Genomic DNA, 21709 nt, shown 5'->3' with positions numbered 1-21709 from the left:
GAAACAAACAAACGAAATTTCCACGAGGGGGAGCAAGATGAGAAAGGGTATATTATCGACCATGGCTGTGCTGCTGGTAACGGCAAGTCTGGCCGCTTGCGGTAGCAACAACGACACCAACGGTACAGCGAGCAATAACAAGGCAGAGAACAGCAAGGAAACGGCGAACAACACCAGCAACGCACAGGCTGGTAATAATGCGGCCGCCAACACCGCAGCAGATGAAGTCATCGATCCTTTCGCGAAGTTCGCGGAGCCAACCGAGGTATCGATCGGCAGAGCGATCGACCCGAACTACAAGTTCGACGGTACGGATACGGCAGAAGACAATGTGTACACGCGCTGGTTGAAAGATAAATTCAACATCGTGGTCAAGCATACATGGGAAGCGGCTCAAGGTCCGGACTATCAACAGAAGGTCAGCCTGGCGATCTCCAGTAATGACCTGCCGGATGCGATGGTCGTCAATGAAACGCAGCTGAGACAAATGGTTAAAGCGGGCCAACTGGCAGATTTGAACGAGGTTTATGATAAATACGCAAGTCCGGAATTGAAGGCGGTTTACGATTCCAACCCGGGGTTATTGGATGGCGTAACGTTTGACGGCAAACTATATGCCCTTCCGGAAACGACGCTTCCTTCAGCGCCGCTGACCTGGATTCGAAAAGACTGGCTCGACAAGCTGGGCTTGCAGCCGCCAAAATCGCTGCAGGATTTGGAGAACATCGCCAAAGCCTTCATCGACAACAAGATGGGCGGAGACAAAACAGTCGGGATCGTGGGTACGCAGCAAGGCGGCACGCTCTACTCCACATTCCTGAACTCCACGGATCACTGGTATAACTTCTCTTCCTTATTCTTCGCTAACGATGCTTATCCCGGTATCTGGGTGAAAGACAAGGACGGCAATGCGGTATACGGCTCCACTACACCGGAGACGAAGCAAGCACTGGCGATGATGAAAGACTGGTACGCCAAGGGAATTCTCGATAAGGAGCTGGGTGTTCGCAAAAGCACGGCCGAAGTGGTTGCAGCCGGACAGACGGGCATTTTCTTCGGACCTTGGTGGTCTGCGTATAACAACATCCCGGATAACATCAAGAACGATCCGAAAGCGAACTGGAGACCGTATGCGGCGCCGCTCGATGCTGCAGGCAAATTCAACTCCAACCAAGCTACGGGAAGCAGCTATATCGTGGTAAGCAAAGGCGCTAAACACCCGGAAGCCATCGTGAAGATGACTTCGATTCATAAATGGGGCAAGGACGAGGAATTCAACAAGCTGACAGCAGGTAAGCAAATGACTTCGCAAGAGGTGCCGTTGTTCTTGATTCTTGGCGCCGGCGACCAGCTTGAGTATGCGGTAAACTCCCTGCGCAAGCATTTGAAGGGTGAAATGAAGCTCGAAGATTTCGATCAAGTGAACTATGGCTGGGCTTATGAAATGGCGAAGCACGTAGACGCGATCAAGAAAGAGCCTTTCGACAGCTATGATATCAGCACGTTCGACCAAGCAGCAGACCCTGGATTCTTCACGCATATCTATGCCCATCTGAACGGCGGTTCGACTTTCGTTGACGCGGATATCAATTGGGTACGAAGCATCGCGACGGCTCAAACGAAAACAATGGAATCCAGATGGACGAACCTCAAGAAAATGGAAGACGAAACCTTCCTCAAAATCATCATGGGCAGCGAAGATCTGAGCGCCTTCGATACGTTCGTGACGAAATGGAAGGATCAAGGCGGCGACAAAATCACGGAAGAGGTTAACGAGCTTAAATAGTTCGGAAGAAACGGCTGGCGCCGATCTGAAATGGCGCAGTAAATCTCTTCCATAAACTGGTCAAGACGGGTACTCGCTACTCGTCTTGACTTCCTAATAAGGGGAAATCAAGGATGCAGACACACAAAGGATTCGCGAAACATTATTATCTCATGCTACTGCCCGGACTGGTTTGGTTGTTCTTCTATAATCTGTTTCCTATGTACGGCATCATGACGGCCTTTAAAGATTTTAATCCGGGGATGGGTATATTGAAGTCACCCTGGATCGGTTTGGAAAACTTTCAATATATGTTTGAGCTTGACGACAGCAAGATTATTTTCCGGAATACGATCTTCATTGCATTAGCCAAAATGGTCGGTAATCTCGTTGTTCCGCTGGCATTTGCGCTGATGCTGAATGAAGTGAAGAATAGAGTGTTTACCCGTGCGGTTCAGACCGTCGTGTATCTGCCGCATTTTCTATCCTGGGTCATTGTTGCCGGCATGATGCTGGATATTTTCTCTTACTCCGGTCCCGTGAATCAGATTTTAGCCGGTTTTGGACTGGAGAAGGGATTGTTCTTCGCAGATGCGCACATCTTCCCCGTTCTCGTTGTCGGAAGTGACGTGTGGAAGGAATTCGGCTTTAATGCCATCATTTTCTTCGCTGCTTTAACGTCCATTAACCCCGAAATGTATGAGGCCGCCGCGATTGACGGAGCATCCCAGTGGAAACGATTGACCCGCATTACGCTCCCGAGCATTATACCGGTTGCTGTGCTTCTAGCGACTTTAAGCATGGGCAATATTCTAAACGCAGGCTTCGATCAAATCTTCAACTTATATAATCCAACGGTCTATTCTACCGGCGACATTATCGATACTTGGGTGTACCGGGCAGGACTCATTGATATGCAGTATGGCTTAGCAACGGCGGTGGGGCTCTTGAAATCGGTTGTCGGATTCGTCTTAATTGCCGTTTCGTACAGCTTGGCTTACCGGTTTGCAAACTACCGAATTTTCTAAGGTAAAGGATGAAAGCATGATGATTACCGAACGTTCAGCGGTTTCCAGACTATTCAACGGATTGAATATCATTCTTCTCTTGGCGATTATGCTCTTATGCTTGTTGCCGGTCTGGTATACCTTATCCATTTCATTAAGCGATAAAGCTGCGGCGTCGGCAGGGCAAGTGTTCTTGTGGCCGAAAGGCTTCACGTTCGGTTCTTATGAGACGATCATGAAAGATGGGCAATTTTTCAAATCGTTCTTTATTTCGGTGCAGCGCGTCCTCTACGGATCTGCCATTTCCTTCTTCGTAATTCTGTTAATGGCTTATCCGCTTTCGAAGAGCGGCAAGGAATTTAAAGCCAGAAACGTGATCATGTGGCTTCTGGTTTTCGCGATGCTCTTCAATGGCGGCTTGGTGCCGTGGTATCTGACGATGAAATCGCTCGGCATGATCAACAGCATCTGGGGGTTGGTGCTTGGCGGGGGCTTGCCGGTATTTAACGTCATTCTCGTCATGAACTATTTCCGGAATATGCCGAAGGAAGTGGAAGAATCCGCGCTGATGGACGGGGCGGGGCCGTGGCGGATCTTGTTCAGCATCTTCTTGCCGCTTGCTATGCCCGTGCTTGCTACGGTGCTCGTATTTACGATCGTGTATCATTGGAACGAGTTTTTCCAAGCGCTCGTGCTGATGAATAAATCGGTTCACTACCCGCTGCAATCCTACATCAGGCAGGTCGCGGTGGTGATCGATCCGACCAAGATGGATGAGGAATCGGTCAAACGAATGTCCGAGTTATCCAACCAGACGCTCAATGCGGCCAAAATCTTCATTTCCATGCTGCCGCTGCTCGTCATTTACCCCTTCTTGCAAAAGTATTTTGTCAAAGGGATCACCCTTGGCTCTGTAAAAGGCTAATAAGCGAACGGATGGTGAGTCATAGTCATGAAGCGCTTTGTTGCGCTGCCTCTGGCGGTTTGTCTGCTCAGCTTGGTTGTTCTGGTCTCCGCCTGCAGCAGCTCGAATCGCGAAGCAGAGGTGAAAGCCGCGGCTGATCAGAAGCAGGATGAGGACAAGAAGCCGGTGCAGAAAACCATTGGAACGGCGGTTCCGGAATGGTCAGAGAAGGCCGTCATGTACGAGGTCAATATCAGGCAATACACGAAAGAAGGGACATTCAAGGCATTCGAAGCCCATCTGCCGCGGCTCAAGGAGCTTGGCGTGGATATCTTATGGCTCATGCCCATTCACCCCATCTCCAAGAAGAACCGCAACGGAACCTTGGGCTCCTATTATGCGGTTGATGATTATAAAGCGGTCAATCCGGAGTTCGGGACGGAGGCGGATTTCCAGGCGTTGGTGAACAAAGCCCACGATATGGGCTTCAAGGTCATGCTGGATTGGGTGGCCAATCATACGGGCTGGGACAATCCATGGACAGCGAATCCGGACTGGTATACGACAGATGAGAATGGCCATATCGTGCAGCCTCCGGGTACGAATTGGACGGATGTAGCCGACCTGAATTATGACAATGCGGATATGCAAGCCGCCATGCTCGATGCGCTGAAGTATTGGGCCAAGGAATTTGATATCGACGGCTACCGCTGCGATTATGCCGGCGGTGTGCCAACGGCTTTCTGGGAGAAAGCGCGAATGGAGCTGGAGCAGATCAAGCCGGTCTACATGCTGGCGGAGGATGATCAGCAGATCGGACTCTTGAAGCATGCGTTCAATGCCAATTACGGCTGGCAGCTGTACAACATGATGAATCGGATTGCCAAAGGACTCGGCAATGCGGAGCAAGTAAAGAAATACGGGGAGCGGCTCGCGAAGACATATCCCGGCGGCACCTATCCGCTGAACTTCACGTCCAATCATGACGAGAATTCCTGGACAGGAACGGAGTATGAACGGCTGAAGGATGCGGTGAAGCCGATGGCGGCACTCAGCTTCACCATGCCGGGCATGCCCTTGATTTACTCCGGACAGGAAGCCGGTTTGAACAAGCGGCTTCAGTTCTTCGAGAAGGATGAGATTGCGTGGGATGATTTAGCGATGTCGGCGTTGTACACGGATCTTATTCGATTGAAGCATGACAATCCGGCGCTGTGGAACGGCAATGCAGGCGGTGCTTATCGCACCTTAGCGGCCGCGGGCAACGGCGATATCCTTGCTTTCGAGAGAACGAAAGACAGCAACAGGGTCATCGTCGTTATGAATTTGTCGGATGAACCCGTGAAGAGTGCGATCCAAACAGGAGAAGCTGCGGGAAGCTATAAAGCGTTTCCTTCCGGGGCGGCAGTGGATGTCACGGCCGAGCAAGCGGTCGAGTTAGCCCCATGGGAATACCTGATTTATACGCATTAAGAGAACGGAGTCCGGGGCTGCCCGGGCTCCGAGCGTTAGAAAGCCCAAAATTGGATCAAGGTGGAGTCTATTTATGCGGAAAAGCCAGATGCGCCGATTATCGATGCTCGTTATGGTCCTGTTTGTGCTGGGCACTTACTTCCCTGTTTTTCCCGGTGGGGGAGCCCAGACTGCGGGGGCTGCTGGAGTAGTGGAAGGAAATCAGTCTCAATTCGTGCGGATACAGAACAATTACACGGGGAAGTTTCTGTTTGCCTCGGAAGACGGGAAAGTCGCTTACGGTACGCCTGAAGAGACGGATCAAGCGTCACATTGGGAGCTGGAGGCTGTCTCCTCGGATGGGGATGTGCAGACCGTCCGGATCAAGAATCGCGAGACGGGTACTTATATGTCGGTGGAGAACTGGGAGAATTACGGAAGTCCGGTTCAATTATCGGCTTCAAGTACAGATTCGTCCGTTTTGGAATGGCATGTTTTGAATGCGGTTACAAACGGGTTCGTGAACATTCAAAGCAAGGTGAATCCAGCGAATTATCTACATATGGAGGATAAGACGGGGTATGCCCAATCCAGCTCCATCCCGCCGGAATGGGGTTCTGCGCAGTGGAAGCTGGCGCCGGTAACCGACTATGTCCGGTTCAAGAACTACTACAAGCCCAATCTGGCAGACCCGGATAAATATTTAATGGCAAAGGACGGCAAAGTCGGCTACGGCAATCCGGACCCGGCAGACCCTGCCTCCCATTGGGTGATCGAACAAGATGGCGATCAGGTGAAAATCAAGAACCGGGCAACCGGCCAGTACATGTCGGTGGAGCATTGGACAGATTGGGCAAGTCCGGTTGAGCTGCTGGATGTTGGCGAGAACCCGGCGTATGTGCAGTGGAAGATTCTGGACGCCGTTAATGCCGGCTTCTATGTCATCCAATCCGCAGTCGATGCGAATCGCTATATTCATGTGCAGGACAACACCGGCTATGCCCAAGGGGGCGTCATTCCCCCGGATTGGGGTACCCCGCAGTGGGCGATTGAAACGGTAACCGGTAAGGAGCCGTACAATCCGAATCCCGATCCAGGTGAGTCGGGTCCGGCTTATGTACGCATTAAGAATGATTGGCTGGGCTTGTACATGATTGAAGATAATGGCGAGCTGAAGTATGGCAACGCGCTGCAAGGCAACCGTGCATCGCATTGGTCGGTTGTGAAGGAGGACGGAGTTCAGCGGCTGCAAAATCGGGAGACCGGCCACTATATCAGCCTGTCGGGCATCACTTCTGACATAATGGCGGTCAAGGTCGTGGCGGCGGATGAGAGCGCGCCATCGGAGCAGCTCATTATCGACAACTTGAATACGGCAGGCAACAAGCTAATTCGCAGCGCTTCGGTGGAAGGTCAGTATCTCCATGTAGAGAAGAAGCTTGGTTTTGTACAGTATGGATCGATTCCCGCGGAGTGGGGCAGTCCGAAATGGTCGTTCATTCCGGTACGCGATCAAGATACTCCCCATTATATTCGTTTGAAAAACAGCTACAGAGGCTCGTATTTGGTCGAAGAGAACGGTCAAGTCATGGCCGGTGATGCGGTAGCGGATAACGCGCTGTCCCACTGGCAGCTGGTGGATGCAGGCAACGGATTGATGCGAATTAAGAACCGAGCTACGGGGCATTCCATGAATGTAGAGGGCATGCAGGAAGGGCCGGAACCTCACAAGAATCCGCTGCGCAGCACGGAGGTTGAGGAGAGCTGGACCAGTGCCAAGTGGACCGTATCGGAGCCTTCATCCGGCGTATATGTGTTCAGAAACGGTTATCAGACGGATCAAGTGATTCATGTGGAGGACAATTTGGGCTATGCCCAATCCAGCAATATTCCCGAGTTCTGGGGAAGCGCGCAGTGGGTAGCGGAGGATGCGCCCGCGTCTTCGGAGACGGTGCTGCCGGAAGGATTTGTCCGCCTGAAGAATGCGGATACAGGCTTATATATGCTGGAGAACGAGCATGGCGTTGTCCTCTACGGATCTGCGAATGCGGACGATGCCCGCTCGCATTGGACATTCAGCCAGCTAGGGCAGACGGAAGGGCATTATCAACTGATCAACCGAGCGACAGGGCATGTCGTTGTTATGGACCCTAATCTCCCGTACCTCCAAAGCAAATCGTTAACCGTGAGTACCGCTGCCGATCAATGGACGGTGGAAACGGCGCAGGGCAATTCGAACTTGCTGCTGCGAAGCGTGGAGCATCCATTGGAATATGCCCATGTGCAGGACCGGATGGGATTCGTGCAGCTTGGACTGCGTTCGATAGAGTCCCCGGCGCTGCAGTGGGTCTTAGAGACCGCACCGGAGGAAGGCAGCATTCCGGAGATTGGCAGCGGAACCGAGTCGATCTGGACGGGACGGACCGATGCAGGCTATTTCAAGCTTATTAATGAAGCAAGCGGTAAAGCCGTTGCCGATCTGAACGGTGTTCCGGGAACGGCGGCTTCGGACGCCGGCGCGACGAATATGGATTGGCTGCTGCAGGATGAGAACGGCTACAAGCTGATTCGCAATCTGGCATCAGGGGCATACTTGTCGGCCGATCAGAATGGTGAGCTTGTGATGCATCCGTCCGTAGGAGCCGGCACGGCTTCGGAGGCTGCTATGCAGTGGCGAATGACGGAACGAAATGGCATAACCTTGCTGGAGAGTGTGGACGAAGCAGGAATGCTGCTCCAGGTTTCAGGCAGCGGGGTTGCTCTAGCAGAGGGGCAGGCCGGTTCGCCTGCAGCCGGACAGAAGTTTACCCTTGTTGCGGTGAAGATGGACGTAGACTATGAGGCGGAGCAAGCTTTTGTGGCTGGCGGTGTGGAAGCTTCGATAGAGGCGAAAGGCTACACAGGTACAGGATTTATTGACGGATTCCAGAGCGTTGGCGATGCTGCGGTATTATCCGTATTCGCAGATCAAGCAGGCGAGTATGATGCGGTGATTCGTTATGCGAACGGCTCAGAGTCCGACAAGCGATTAACGGCTAAGGTTAATGGGTTGAAAGCGGACAGTCTTAGCTTCGGCGCGGGATCGTCTTGGGATGATTGGAAGTCGCTTGATCTGAAGCTGAAGCTTCGCAGAGGCTTGAATACAGTAACGATTGCGTATGAAACCGGGGACTCGGGCTCCGTTTTCTTGGACCGGCTGACTTTGAAGAACGCGGTGTCTCCTGCTTATCGGGGAGCGAGTGTAACCTATGATCAATTGGAAGCAGAGCACGCGAATACAAACGGTGAAATTCTCGGACCGGATCGGACCTATCATGAAGCGGTTTCCGAGGCATCGGGCAGGCAAGCGGTGCGCCTCAGCGAGACGGGAGATCGGGTGACATTCACCCTGAACCATCCCGCTAACCGAGTAACAGTCCGTTATTCCATCCCGGATTCGGCAGATGGAGCCGGCACGGAGTCGAAGGTTGGCTTGTATATCAATGGGGAGAAGCAGTCCGACATGGATTTGACCTCCAAGTACGCATGGGTGTATGGCTCTTATCCATGGACGAACCGCCCGGAAGATGGCGATGCCCATCGCTTCTTCGATGAAAGCAGCTTCGAACTCGGCGATCTTCCGGCAGGAGCCACCCTTGAGCTTCGTAAAGAAGCAGACAGCGATGCGGACTACATCCTTGTGGATTTGATCGAAACAGATTGGGCCGATGCTCCTTATGAGATGCCGGCGGGTTTCCTGTCCGTTGCCGTATTTGGCGCGGTTCCGGATGACACGCAAGATGACACGGAAGCGATTCGCAGTGCGATTGCGGCAGCTAAGCAGCAGGGCAAAGGGGTATGGATTCCAAAAGGAACCTTCCGCGTAGACAGCGGGCCAATCGAGCTGTCGGATATTACGCTCCGCGGTGCAGGCAAATGGCATACGGTGCTGGCAGGCGGCGGTTTTATGGGGAAAGGCAATCGCATTCAAGTGTTCGATTTGGCGATTGACGGCGAAGTTACCGCAAGGCGGGATGACAAGCAAGAATCCGGCTTCGACGGCACCTTTGGCGTAGGATCGACCATCCAGCAGGTACGCATTGATCATACAAAAGCTGGCATTTGGGTCACTCGACAAGAGCTGGCTGACGGCACGTCGCTGGCTACGGACGGACTGTACATTGCCGGCGTTCAAATTCGCAACACCTTCGCGGATGGCATCAACTTCAGTACAGGTACGAAACATGCCATGGTCGAGCAGAGCCAACTGCGCAATACAGGGGACGATGCGCTCGCAATATGGGCAAACGGCGAACAGTCCGTAGGCAATACGTTCCGTTTCAATACGGCACAGCTGCCATGGCTCTCCAATACTATTGCGGTTTACGGCGGCCAAGATATCCGGGTAACCGATAATCTGGTTACGGATACGGTAGCCTTCGGGGCAGGAATAAGCGTTAGCACGCGCCATAACCCGCAAGCCTTTGAAGGCGAGACGATCGTGGAACGCAACACGCTTCTTCGAACAGGAGGACGGGAGCATAACTGGCCGGCAGACTTCGGCGGATTGTTCTTGTTCACCGACAGCAGGGAGATGACCGGGAAGATTGCGATTCGGAGCAATCTCATTCAAGACAGCACCTACCAAGGCCTATCGCTGCTCGGCGAGAAAGCAACGGCAGGCATCGTGCTCGAGAATAACGTTGTGGACGGAGCCGGAACCTGGGGCATCCATGCAGCCGGTAATATTAGCGGCACGGCTCTGTTCGGCAATACCGTCGTCAGAGGTGTCCGTGTCGGAGAATTCATGGACGGGGCACAAGGCTTTGAGTTTCTGACAAAGGATGCCGGGTTTAGCTTTGACGCGAAGCCTTTCGAGGTTCTGCTTGACGGGGTTTCCACTTCGGTTGCCTCCTATCAGCTTGAAGCAGGAGCGTCTAAGCAAGCAGCCGTTCGTGTGAATCAGCTTCCGGTTACAGAGGGAGTTAACTGGTCCATTTCCGATTCAGCCATCGCATCTGTGAGCGAGGCTGGTTTGGTAACTGCGAAACGAGCTGGCAGAACGACGATGACCGTTACCAAAGACAGCATGGCCAGAGTGTTCACCTTGGAGGTAACGGATCGGACAGCTCCGAAATGGGATTCCGGCAGCAAGCTGGAGCTTTCGGCGGATACAGGCACCGCTTGGAGTGTTGAATGGCCTGCTGCACAAGATGACAGCGGCGTTTCGGCCTACCGCATTACATGGGGCGGGAAGTACCGAACTGTAGCTGCAAATGTGCTTCAACTGCAGCTAACCGATTTGGCTTCGGGTGCAGGGTACGCAGTCCATGTGGATGCACGCGACTCGTCAGGTAATTGGACGGCGGTTCCGCTTACGGCTTCTTTCACGACCGCGTCGGTATTGCCGCCGTCTGCACCTGGAGGCGTCGCTGAGCATACGTGGATTCGTGAAAGCGAGACAGCACAAGGCATACCAGTATTCACAGTAGATCAAGCGGAGCTGAAGCGCAGATTGCTTGAACTGCAAAGCGGAAGCGAGGCGAAAGAGCTGGTTATTGCGACCGGTTCGAAGGAGCCTGGTGCTGAGGTCTTGCTGCCGGCTACAACTTTGCGTGATGGCGCTGCAGTTGCAGCAGAGACCAGCATCGTGATTAGGCACGCAGGGGCATCCTATGTGCTTCCGCTTAGTAAGATTGCGGCGCTGCTCCCTGCGGATTCCGACGCAGTACTGCGAATTATCATCCGGCAGATCGAACCAGGGGAGGCGGGGATTCCGGCGGCTGGTACGACAGGAATCGAACTGCGCAGCGACATCTTCGATTTCCAATTATCCATGGAGACCAAAGGAGCTGCAGCTGTAGATTTACATGATCTGGGCGGCGTGTATTTCACTAGAGTGATCCCGGTAAACGGCGATCTTTCATTCGATACGGCAACCGGCGTTGTTTATGACGAAGCTGCCAAGCAGTGGCGCCATGTTCCGACGCATTTCGCGAAGTTAGCAAATGGAACGGTAGAAGCGACCCTTCAGAGCGTGACGAACAGCCTGTATGCCGTCATCGACCAACCTGTTTCTTTCAAGGACTTGCAAGGACATTGGGCAGCATCAGCCATCAATGCTTTGGCTTCGAAGCAGATTGTATCGGGATCAGATGGCGCGGCCTTCCGGCCGAATCAAGCCGTTACCCGTGCTGAATTCACCAAAATGATAGCCGAGGCACTGGGGCTGCCGGCTGTCGCAACCAACCTTTTCAAAGACATTCCGTCAGACGCTTGGTACAACGGAGCAGTCGGCGCAGCAGTGAAAACAGGCATCATTAGCGGCTATACAGACGGCAATTTCCGCCCGAAAGACTTGATTACCAGGGAGGAAATGATAGTTATGCTGATGCGGGCTTACCGGGCTACAGGTCATGCTCAGGATACGATTGTAGTAGAGCGCTTATCGTTTAAGGATGCGAATCAAATCGCCGCATGGTCACTGCCATCGTTTAAAGAAGCGGTCGCATTGAAGCTTGTCCAAGGTCATGCGGATGGCAGCATCGGACCGAAGGAGCGGGCAACGCGGGCGGAAGCGGCAATGATGCTGACGAATCTGCTGAAAGCATTGGCATTCCAAAACTAGGTAGCCTATTCGCTAGATTCCACTCGCCCTTCCTATGCGCTAACGGGGGAGGCGAGTGGATATCTACCCGAGCAAATCGTTAAGGAGGTGGGGCCACCAAGCAAGATAGCATCATGGCTAAGGTACAGGGTTACATAAAGGTATTTGTTCCGCGGCTTGGATTGAAAACATCGAGGAGGTCTGTTAATGCGCAGTAGAAGCAAAATATCCGTTTATTTCATGATTATGGCACTAATCCTTTCCCAATTGGTTATCTTCCCGCATATGGCGAAAGCGGCCGGTGGTCCTGAATTGGTTGTAACAGGTATCACATGGACGCCGGCTTCGCCTCAGACCGGCAATGAGGTTACCTTCAGCGCCACGATTAAGAATCAAGGTGCTGATCCGAGTCCGGCAGGCGTTGTCCACGGCGTGTTGTTCGCGATAGACGGCACGTCCGTAAGCTGGAGCGACAATTACACCTCTTCCATCGCGGCGGGGGCATCCGTAACGGTTACGGCTACAGGAGGTCCGAGCGCGAAAGCCTCATGGACGGCAACTTCCGGAACGCATACGGTGAGCGCGTATGTGGATGATGTGAACCGAATTGAGGAATCCAATGAAAACAACAATACATGGAGTCAAAGCATAAGCGTATCCAGCTCGGGAACGCCGGATTTGGTCGTAACCGATATTACGTGGACGCCGGCTTCTCCTCAGACAGGCAATGAAGTGACCTTCAGCGCTGTTATCAAGAACCAAGGAACAGCAGCAACATCGGCGGGTACGATTCACGGCGTGCTGTTTACCGTAGATGGAACATCCGTAAACTGGAGCGATAATTACACTTCTGCCTTGGCCGCCGGTGCATCCGTTACGGTAACGGCTACAGGAGGTCCAAACGCCAAGTCTTCATGGACTGCGGCATCCGGTACCCATACGGTCCGAGCTTTTATCGATGATGTGAACCGAATTGCGGAATCCAATGAGTCGAATAACACGTTTGACAAAAGCATCACTACAGGAGCGGGAGCCGGAACGCCGGACCTCGTCGTCATCGATGTTTCCTGGTCGCCGGCTTCACCGCAGACAGGCAATGAAGTGACCTTCAGCGCCGTCATTAAGAACCAAGGGGCTGCTGCAACTCCTGCGGGAACGATACACGGTGTCGTTTTCTCCATTAATGGGACATCCGTGAACTGGAGTGACAATTACACTTCATCCATACCGGCGGGCAGCTCCGTTACGGTAACGGCTACAGGAGGACCAAACACCAAAGCTACTTGGACGGCTGTGGCCGGCACGCAGACCGTAAGAGCTTTTGTAGATGACATCAACCGCATAACGGAATCGAATGATAACAATAACACCCTCGATGAAAGCATCCTGGTGAGCGTGCCTAGCAAGCCTGACCTCGTCGTAACGGATGTCACATGGTCGCCTGCCTCCCCGGCAGCAGGGAACGCCGTCACCTTCAGTGCTGTCGTGAAGAATCAGGGAACAGCAGCTACAGCCGCTGGAACGGCAAGCAATGTATCGTTCTATGTAAACGGTACTAAAGTAAGCTCGGTCATCAACTACACCACATCCATTGCAGCGGGCGCTTCCGTCACGCTCACGCAAAACTCCGGATCATGGACGGCGGTCAACGGCATTCATACAGTGAATGCTGTCGTAGACGAAACGTCGCTAATCGGCGAGTTGGATGAGAACAACAATAGCTACAGCAAGAGTCTGACGATCGGAGTCGTCCAGAACTATGGCGCTACCGTACCTTACGACAGCTATGAAGCAGAGGACTTAACAATCGTCGGCGGATCCGTAACGGGCCCAAGCACAACCTGGACGTCGGCGGAATCGGAAGCATCAGGCAGAAAAGCAGTACGTCTGGCACAAGGGCAATCCGTTGAATTGACGCTCAGTAACCCTGCGCAAGGCATTGTAGTGCGGTATTCGATGCCGGACAGTGCAACGGGCTCCGATATTTCTCAAAATATCAGCCTCTATGCGGGTACCTCCCATGCGGCAGATATTTCGCTAACAAACCGTTACTCCCACCAATATGGACAATATGGTTCCGACGGCGCTGAAATGCAGTGGTCGAATACGCCGGGAATCAATCACCATCGTTATTTTGACGAAAGTCGCGTCCTTCTGGGCCAGCAATATGCGGCAGGTACGAAGATCAAGCTCCAGTGGGATGCCAATGATTCCAATCCTTCCGGAAACACTTATGTCCTGATTGATTTAATTGAAACAGAAGCCGTTCCTGCGGCGATTGCCAAGCCATCGGATTATGTGTCGATCGCGAACTATGGGGCAACGGCCAATGACGGCGTAGATGACACGGCAGCTATGACCTCGGCTATTGCTGCAGTGAATGGCACTTCCATTAAAGGCGTGTGGATCCCGGAAGGCACCTTCGACTTCAAAACAGGAACAAGAGGCACGACCAAAATCAAACTGCCGAGCGGAGCGTCCGTTAAAGGTGCAGGTATGTGGCGCTCGACGCTGCAGGGCGCTTATGCCGGCATTCTTTTGCAAGGCGGGAATGTGACGCTTTCCGATTTCATGATCAAGGCAGAGGAAACCTATCGCTCGAATGCAACGGGGATTGCCGGCATTGAAGGAAATGCGCTTAATTCTACGATCATGAATATTTGGATGGAGCACACAAAGGTTGGCCTATGGTTGAACGAAGGAACGGCTAATGCTTTGGTTTCTAAACTAAGGATACGGGATACTTGGGCGGATGGAATCAACATTAACGGAGGCACGCTGAATACGATTGTGGAGCAAAGCAACTTCCGTAATAATGGGGATGACGGTATGGCCATGTGGTCGAAATCGCTGAATGGCGGTACGGGAACAGTGGAAGGCAGTACATTCCGCTACAACACGGTGCAGATCCCGAACCTTGCGAACGGCATTGGCATTTACGGAGGCAAAAATAATACGGTAAGCAATAACCTCATCCTGGATACGGTCGATAACGGCTCAGGCATCCAGTTCGGTACCAATCATAGCCCTACGGCGTTCACGGGTACGCTTACGATCACGAATAACAAGCTTGTTCGGAGCGGCTCGTACCATCATGATTACGGCTACCAAATCGGAGCGATCTGGGGGTATTGGGTGAATAATAACGGTCTGGCTCAAGGCTTGACCGTCAATGTAAGCAGCAATGTGATCGACAGCAGCACGTATTCAGGTTTATTCATTGAAGAACCAAGCTCAAGCGCGGTCGTGAATTACACGTCGAATACGATCAATAATTCGGGCACCTATGGCGTCTATATAAGAGGTTCGGCGAATGGATCGGCAGCGTTCAACACTAATACGGTCAATGTCGCTCCATCCGGCAAGTTCAAGAATGATTCGGCGAGCTTTACGGCAACGGGTTCGGGGAACAACTGGTAAGCTCTCAGGTAGATTTGCGTGATCGAACAGGCTGGCGCCTTTAGGGTGCCGGCTTGTTTTATTTGTTGCGAGAGAAGAGGTTAATGGATAGCAAGGAATGTAAATAGGATGCAATAGTAACGCTTATGCGGCGATTGTACAATGAATAGGAAATGTAAGTTTTAGGTAAAAAAATCGAATCAGAGAGGAAAGATGACATGAAGAAGCGGATAGGCGCCTTCGCGATGGCGATGATGATGCTTGCACCCATGAATTCGTTCACGGCCGATGCTGTGGCTGCCCCATCGGATGGAGTCGTTTACGGTAACAATCTTGTTCCTAACGGTGATTTTGAAAGCGGTGCCATTAGTTGGCCGAACTGGGTCAATATTAATATCGGCAAGGAAGCCCCTCACGGGAAAGAGCAGGCTTTGAAAATCCCTGCCGGCTTTGGCATCACCGGACTCGATTTCGGCGCGCTGGAACCGAACCGGACGTATCGTTTTGGTGCTTGGTACAAGTTTGTGAATGGGGATGCCGGCGGTAATTTGAAGCTGACGCTTGGCAAGAATTTCTCGAAGCAGCTGGATTTTACCGAAAATGATGGGGAGTATCACTATATCGAAACGATATTTACCGCGCCGCCCGAGTTGATGCCAACCTCGAATTCGAATTTAACGCTTGTGAAGTGGTCGAACGCGGATTTCTATCTCGATGATGTGGTGCTGGAAAAGGTTTCGAGTGCGGAGGATGTGAAGAAGGAGGCCATCGCGCCTGCTTTCCTGCATGCCACGGATAATTCGGAAACCGCCGTTGATCTGGTGTGGGAGAAGCCGCAAGGAAATCCGGCCGTGAAGTATACGGTGTATCAGGATGATAAGGCAGTCGGAGATACGGAGAAAACATCGTTTACGGTAGAAGGACTAGAGGCTGGCGGCGTATATAACTTTAAGGTGGTTGCCGCTAAGGAGAACCAGACTTCTTTTGCAACGAATACGCTTAATGTGCATACAGTAACTCCGCTTCCTGCGCTGACGAAAGAGTTGTATCCGGGCCAAATCGGCGTAGGTCTGGAAGGGCTTGGCGGGCGTGGGTACGAGTTCGCTGATGCGGCCAAAACATTGCGGCAATGGGTGAAAGCAGACGGCAGCGAAGGTGTGAAGGTGGATGCCAACGGCTGGCCGACGGAGGATGCGGCAACCGTATTCTTCGACCATCGCCCGGTTGCGGCGTGGTTGAATGATATTGATGATCCGACGAAGCAGTTCCCGGATATCAGCGGCGTGTACAAGCTGTCGTTCAAGGGTCAAGCGGTGCTTGGTAATTTGGATGCTTCGAGCCCGTTCCAGGTAGAGAATCAGAGATATGACAAGAAGTCGAATGTGACGACGGCAGATATCGTACTGGCTAAAGGCAGCGGTTTGCTGTATATGACTTTCACGAAGACAAGCGGCGGCGTGAGCGACGTGAAGCTCATGCGTCCGGGTTATTCTGCAGGCGACACATTTACGAAGGAGTTTCTGCAGGCGCTGCAGCCGTTTGGCACGCTTCGTTTCATGGACTGGTTGAGCACGAACAACAACAATCCAACCTATCCGGCCGTTACGGAGTGGAGCGATCGCAAGCTGACGACAGATGCGACGCAGCTGCTTCAAGACGGAACGCATGGTGTGGCATGGGAATATGTCATTGCGTTAGCTAACCAAACGGAGAAGGATATTTGGATTAACATCCCGGTTGCGGCAAGCGATGACTATGTGAAGTCGCTGGCAGCGCTTCTGAAAGCGAAGCTGAATCCGGGGATCAAAATTTATTTGGAGTATTCCAATGAAGTGTGGAACGATCTGTTCACTCAGCAGGCTTATAATAAAGCCGCGGCGATAGCTGAAGGGGCGAAAGAGGGATCGACGCTGAATCAGTATACGATGCAATCGTATTTTGACGATCCGAACGATGGCGATTATACGCCGCAGAAACGTTCTTGGACGCGTCACCGGATTGCGCAGCGATTGATCGAGATTGGTCAGCAGTTCCAGACCGTCTTCGGCGAAGACGCGCTGAACACGCGGGTTAGACCGGTGCTCAGCTGGTTCGCAATCATTCCGGATCAGTACGAGGATATGCTGAACTGGGTCAGCAAAGTGTACGGCGATCCGAAGAACTATTTCTATGCGATCGCGAGCGCGCCGTACTTTAATTCGAGCGCGGCAAGCGACGCAGCATCGACAACCGAGGTGCTGACGGCGATGCAGGAAGATAGCAAACGGTTCAGCAGTCCGGATGGAACGAAGCAGCAACTGATTACGTTGGCGGATCAATATGGCCTCAAATCGTACACGTACGAAGGCGGTCCTGACTCCGGCGGCGGCAGTACGATTAACGTGGAGAATCGGATTGCTGCACATCGTACGGAGCGTATGGGCGATCTCGTTAAATACGACGTCGGCAACAACTTCCTGGATATGAAAGGCGACATGTTCATGTACTTCACGTTGACGAGCGGCTACAACCGTTATGGCATGTGGGGAGCGTCTGAGGATATCCTCGACAATTTGGACACGCCAAAATATGAGGCGCTGACTTCATTGCTTGGCACCGATGCACAGCCGTTCAAAGACGTCGCGAAATCGCATTTTGCCTACGAAGCCGTAAAATCGCTGTATGCCGCTCATATCGTAACAGGCGAGAATGGAAGCTTCCTTCCGAAGCAGGCACTTACGGGCGGCGAGCTCGAAGGGATGCTGAATCGCTTAGCGACCTACGTGCAATCGCGTTCGGTTGCATCGCTTGCCGGTTATAAGGCAGCGGATTTGGGCGAAGGCGTTGTTACTCGCGAGCAGCTGGCCGTGCAGCTGGTGCAAGCTTATGAGGCTGGCACGGGCCGGAAGGTGAAGCATCCTGAAGCGGTGGTGCTGAAGGATGCGAAGCAAGTGAAGGCCGATGCGCTGCCTGCAGTTGAGGCGGCAGTCGCAACCGGCCTCCTGTCGGCAGGCGGGGACGGCAAGTTCAAGCCGCAGGCGCAGGTTACCCGCGCGGAAGCGGCAGTCGCGCTTGCGAGACTGCTCGAGTACGTTCGCTAGGGCGAGGGAACTCGAGGAGTAGGGAGTTAGGCGGAACGGGGCGTTGGCATGCAGTATGGAATGTAGGCATGGAATGCAATGATGGAATGGAATGAGACGGACAAGTTAACCAGTTGCGGTTGGCTTGTCCGTTTTTCTTTGGTGTTGGAGGCGCGCGATGTTGCACTTTCAACTCTCAACCCGTACTTCTGCCGCGCATGAGCACCCTGCCTGAACTTATCTCGACTCCGACTCCAACCCCCGAGCGCCAAATCTCTCTACTACTTCCAACTAACTAGGCTGCTTCAGTAACTTCGACCACCTGGCTTATGCTTAAGCGGCTATTCCGCTAATGAGGTGTAATTTAATTGGTTTTGTTTACTGAAAGCGGATATACCGCTAACAGAGATGGGAAGTGAGAGATTGAGGTTAGTTTGAAAGCTGAGAGTCGGTATTTCCTACTCTCAGCTTCGAAAAGCAAGCTTTAGCGGCTGAAAGTCGGATTTGGCGATTCTCGGAGGCTGTTGCGGGTGAGGTTGGGTTAGTTTGAGAGCTGAGAGTCGGGTAAGCGACTCTCAGCTCTCGTCATATGTAAATGAAATGCAACGGATGTCAATATTGACGCATGGTACCGCAGCGGGGCAGTTGCTACAATCAAGTCAAAGGCCGAATGTGTCCATTTTGGCTGAAGTTCTGGGATAGAAGGGATGAGACGCTACAATGGTTTTAGCTAATGGCAGTCCGGATTGGTCGAACGGGAGAGGGGCACGCCGTCCGTTAACATGGGGGTATGCGCTCGTATGGTACCACGGTTTTATTCGGCAGGGTGACGACTCGGTGCTGGGGAAACTCGACTTCTTGAAGCGGCATGGGCTTGTCACGACCGGCATAGACTTGAGTGAAATGGCAAAAATGGACGAGGCACGCCGTGATTATATAGGTGAAGAGTTGACCAAACATGGGCTGCAGCTGACGCCACGCATCGGATTTGACTACTTAAACGCCAGCAAAGACGAGCGGGAACGGGAGACGGAGCGCATCGAGGAGCAGCTGCGCTTATGCCTGCCGCTTATGCGGGGCCAGATTGTAACGACGGGGATGCGAGCCGGTCATCGTTTTGACCGTGTGATGCCGCTCGAAGACAAGCTTGCTCGCGTATCGGAAGCGATGGCGCCGCTTGCGGCCATTTGCGCCGAGCTCGGAGCACCGCTAAGCGTGGAAAATCACGGCGATTATTACATCGCCGACGTGGTTCAGCTTTGCGAAGCGACCAAACAGCTCTACATTTACTTGGATACCGGCAATACCTACTTAATTGGAGAACGTCCGCTTCCCGCATTCGAACTTGCAGCGCCGTACACCATTGGCACGCACTTTAAGGATCACATCGTAGGACCGCGTCCGGATGTCTATCCGCTTCAATTTGAAGTGAAGGGAGCCGCGCTTGGCGACGGTGACGTTCCGCTGCGCGAATGTTACGAGCTGCTTATGAAGCATGCACCGCTAAAGGATAAGCTGGTCATGGAAGTGGAGATGATTAGCCCTATGGATATGGATCCCCAGCTATGCCTGGAGCGCTCCCTTCGTTTCATACAATCCCTTGAACCTATCGCCAAAGGAGAGATCTTGCAATGAGTGAAGCAAAATTACGCGCAGTCGTGATCGGCTGCCGAATGGGTTTGAACCATGCCAAAGCGATCGCCCTGCTGCCTGAGTTTGAGCTTGCCGGCCTATGCGATCTAAACGCAGATACAGCGCGCGATGCTGCTGCTCAAACCGGCGGTTCTGCGGCGATTTATACGGATTTCACCCTCATGCTGCAAGAGCTGCAGCCGGATGTAGTTATCATCGCTACGCCGACCGGCTCTCACGCGCGTCTTACGATCATGGCCGCGGAAGCGGGTGTGAAGGCCGTTTACTGCGAGAAACCGATGGCGGTTAACATCGGGGATGCCCGCAAAATGATGCAGGTATGTGAAGCTAACGATACCCTGCTCATTATCGGCCACCAGCGCCGGATGTCTGCACCATTTATGACGATGCGCAGACTAATGCAAGAGGGTGCAATCGGCAAGCCGCGCCTGCTGCGTGCAACTTGCGCGGGTGATTTCTTAAGCGATGGCACGCACAGCGTGGATATCCTGCTCAGTCTTACAGGCGACGACAAAGTAAAATGGGTGCTTGCCGCCATGTTCAGACAAGACGTAGAACCCGGCTTACCGGATCAATACGATTACGCCATCTTTACCGGCCGCAGGTACGGTCATGCGGTCGAAAGCGGCATGATGGTGACGCTGGAGTTCGAGAGCGGCATCCGCGCAGAGTTTCTGACAGGCGATGCGAGGCTGCCGGGCAGCGACTACCAAGACATTGAGGCAATCGGCGATCAAGGCCGCTTGTGGCGGGCCGGCGATAGCGCGAACCCTCAGGTACAAATTCAAGATGCGCAGGCCGGTGGTTTCCGCGCCGCCGAGCTGGATGCCCCGAATGACTTTAACGATGGACTCCCCGGCGTGTTCCGCCAGTTGGCAATCTCGATGCAAACCGGCGCTCCGCATCCGCTTGCAGCATCCACTGCAATCAACGTTATGGAGGTTGTCATGGCCGCATACGAGTCGGCAAGACTTGGCCGCAGAATCGAGCTGCCGCTGAACCAAGACCGTTTCCCGCTTGATATTATGCTGGAAGATGCGGTGACAGCGCCATGAGTATCATTGCATGCTCCACCTCCGTCCGCTGCGGCTCCGGCTTTGAAGAGGCACTGGCGTCCATCTCTTCAGCCGGCTTCCGCTACGTAGACATTCTCGCCATCGACGGCTGGGTTCACGTCAACACGAGTGAGCTCCAAACAGAACAAGACCAAGCCGAACAAATTAGCCGGTCCAAGCAACTTTTAGCTCAATATAACCTACAGCCTGTGGCCACCAACAGCGGTGTATCCCCGCAGCTTCATGACCGTTCGCCGGAAGGCATATCCCGCAGGAAGGCGGAAACGGCCGGCTTAATGCAGTGGATGAAAGCACTCCAAATCAACATCGCAGCGATCCAGCCGCGGCAGCCCGATCGTTCCCGTCCTTGGGAAGAGGTGCTGGGCGATTGCATCGCATCCCTTCGAGAGCAACTCGAGATTGCGAATGCAGAAGGCATCCGGATGGCGCTGGAGTTCCACGTAAACAGTCCGTTCGAGACGATGGAGCAGTGCGTTCGCCTTATGGAGCTAATGCCCGAGCTGCCGATCGTTTACGATCCAACCCATTTTGTAATGCAAGGAGTGCCGCTCGAAGAGACGTTTGTATTTCTAGATCGGGCAGCTCACGTTCATCTGCGCGATGCGGCAAGGGATCAGATGCAGGTTCGCTTCGGTACCGGAGAGGTCGATTTCAATCGGGTTCTCGAAGAACTGAAGCAGCGCGGCTATCGGGGCGGCTTCTCCATCGAATATTTGCAGACGGATCAATTCGACGTGATGGAGGATGCCGTGAAGCTTTATGATCGCATTAAGGAAGCTTTTCCGGCGGTAACGACGTAGCTAGTGCA

10 protein-coding genes are annotated in these 21709 nt (G+C 53.1%); all 10 read left to right on the top strand.

The features are described 5' to 3' along the window. The first annotated feature begins 37 nt into the window (after positions 1-37). The gene (locus AC6ESO_RS19490; RefSeq protein WP_497092808.1) at positions 38-1786 is read left to right on the top strand and encodes an extracellular solute-binding protein; all 1749 of its coding nucleotides are present in this window, start codon (positions 38-40) and stop codon (positions 1784-1786) included. Between the two features lie 113 nt (positions 1787-1899). After that, the gene (locus AC6ESO_RS19485) at positions 1900-2793 is read left to right on the top strand and encodes an ABC transporter permease (protein WP_497092807.1); all 894 of its coding nucleotides are present in this window, start codon (positions 1900-1902) and stop codon (positions 2791-2793) included. 19 nt (positions 2794-2812) lie between these two features. Further along, entirely contained in the window at positions 2813-3697 is an 885-nt protein-coding gene (locus tag AC6ESO_RS19480; RefSeq protein WP_494820986.1) for an ABC transporter permease subunit, read from the top strand. A 27-nt stretch (positions 3698-3724) separates the two neighbouring features. Beyond that, complete coding sequence (locus AC6ESO_RS19475; RefSeq protein ID WP_497092806.1) at positions 3725-5149, top strand: alpha-amylase family glycosyl hydrolase; 1425 nt, start codon at positions 3725-3727, stop codon at positions 5147-5149. A 73-nt stretch (positions 5150-5222) separates the two neighbouring features. Next, on the top strand, positions 5223-11735 hold the full coding sequence (locus AC6ESO_RS19470) for an S-layer homology domain-containing protein (RefSeq protein ID WP_497092805.1): 6513 nt from the start codon (positions 5223-5225) through the stop codon (positions 11733-11735). Between the two features lie 186 nt (positions 11736-11921). Next, entirely contained in the window at positions 11922-15134 is a 3213-nt protein-coding gene (locus tag AC6ESO_RS19465) for a CARDB domain-containing protein (protein WP_497092804.1), read from the top strand. A gap of 197 nt (positions 15135-15331) precedes the next feature. Then, on the top strand, positions 15332-18193 hold the full coding sequence (locus AC6ESO_RS19460) for an S-layer homology domain-containing protein (protein WP_497092803.1): 2862 nt from the start codon (positions 15332-15334) through the stop codon (positions 18191-18193). A 699-nt stretch (positions 18194-18892) separates the two neighbouring features. Continuing rightward, complete coding sequence (locus tag AC6ESO_RS19455) at positions 18893-19807, top strand: sugar phosphate isomerase/epimerase family protein (protein WP_497092802.1); 915 nt, start codon at positions 18893-18895, stop codon at positions 19805-19807. Further along, on the top strand, positions 19804-20880 hold the full coding sequence (locus AC6ESO_RS19450) for a Gfo/Idh/MocA family protein (protein ID WP_497092801.1): 1077 nt from the start codon (positions 19804-19806) through the stop codon (positions 20878-20880). The genes AC6ESO_RS19455 and AC6ESO_RS19450 overlap by 4 nt, the downstream gene beginning before the upstream one ends. Continuing rightward, positions 20877-21701, top strand: a complete 825-nt coding sequence (locus AC6ESO_RS19445) for a sugar phosphate isomerase/epimerase family protein (RefSeq protein ID WP_497092800.1) — start codon at positions 20877-20879, stop codon at positions 21699-21701. Before AC6ESO_RS19450 ends, AC6ESO_RS19445 begins: the two co-directional genes overlap by 4 nt. The last annotated feature ends 8 nt before the right edge of the window (positions 21702-21709 follow it).

It is taken from the genome of Paenibacillus rhizoryzae (assembly GCF_059686995.1).
Note: the sequence above shows the minus strand (reverse complement) of the source record. Positions and strands in the feature narration are given on the sequence as shown.

What these genes read in the sequence shown, in the direction of transcription:
- AC6ESO_RS19450 (WP_497092801.1), top strand. Translation starts at nt 19,804, where the DNA reads ATGAGTGAAGCAAAATTACGCGCAGTCGTGATCGGCTGCCGAATGGGT.
- AC6ESO_RS19475 (WP_497092806.1), top strand. Translation starts at nt 3,725, where the DNA reads ATGAAGCGCTTTGTTGCGCTGCCTCTGGCGGTTTGTCTGCTCAGCTTG.
- AC6ESO_RS19480 (WP_494820986.1), top strand. Translation starts at nt 2,813, where the DNA reads ATGATTACCGAACGTTCAGCGGTTTCCAGACTATTCAACGGATTGAAT.
- AC6ESO_RS19465 (WP_497092804.1), top strand. Translation starts at nt 11,922, where the DNA reads ATGCGCAGTAGAAGCAAAATATCCGTTTATTTCATGATTATGGCACTA.
- AC6ESO_RS19460 (WP_497092803.1), top strand. Translation starts at nt 15,332, where the DNA reads ATGAAGAAGCGGATAGGCGCCTTCGCGATGGCGATGATGATGCTTGCA.
- AC6ESO_RS19455 (WP_497092802.1), top strand. Translation starts at nt 18,893, where the DNA reads ATGGTTTTAGCTAATGGCAGTCCGGATTGGTCGAACGGGAGAGGGGCA.
- AC6ESO_RS19485 (WP_497092807.1), top strand. Translation starts at nt 1,900, where the DNA reads ATGCAGACACACAAAGGATTCGCGAAACATTATTATCTCATGCTACTG.
- AC6ESO_RS19490 (WP_497092808.1), top strand. Translation starts at nt 38, where the DNA reads ATGAGAAAGGGTATATTATCGACCATGGCTGTGCTGCTGGTAACGGCA.
- AC6ESO_RS19445 (WP_497092800.1), top strand. Translation starts at nt 20,877, where the DNA reads ATGAGTATCATTGCATGCTCCACCTCCGTCCGCTGCGGCTCCGGCTTT.
- AC6ESO_RS19470 (WP_497092805.1), top strand. Translation starts at nt 5,223, where the DNA reads ATGCGGAAAAGCCAGATGCGCCGATTATCGATGCTCGTTATGGTCCTG.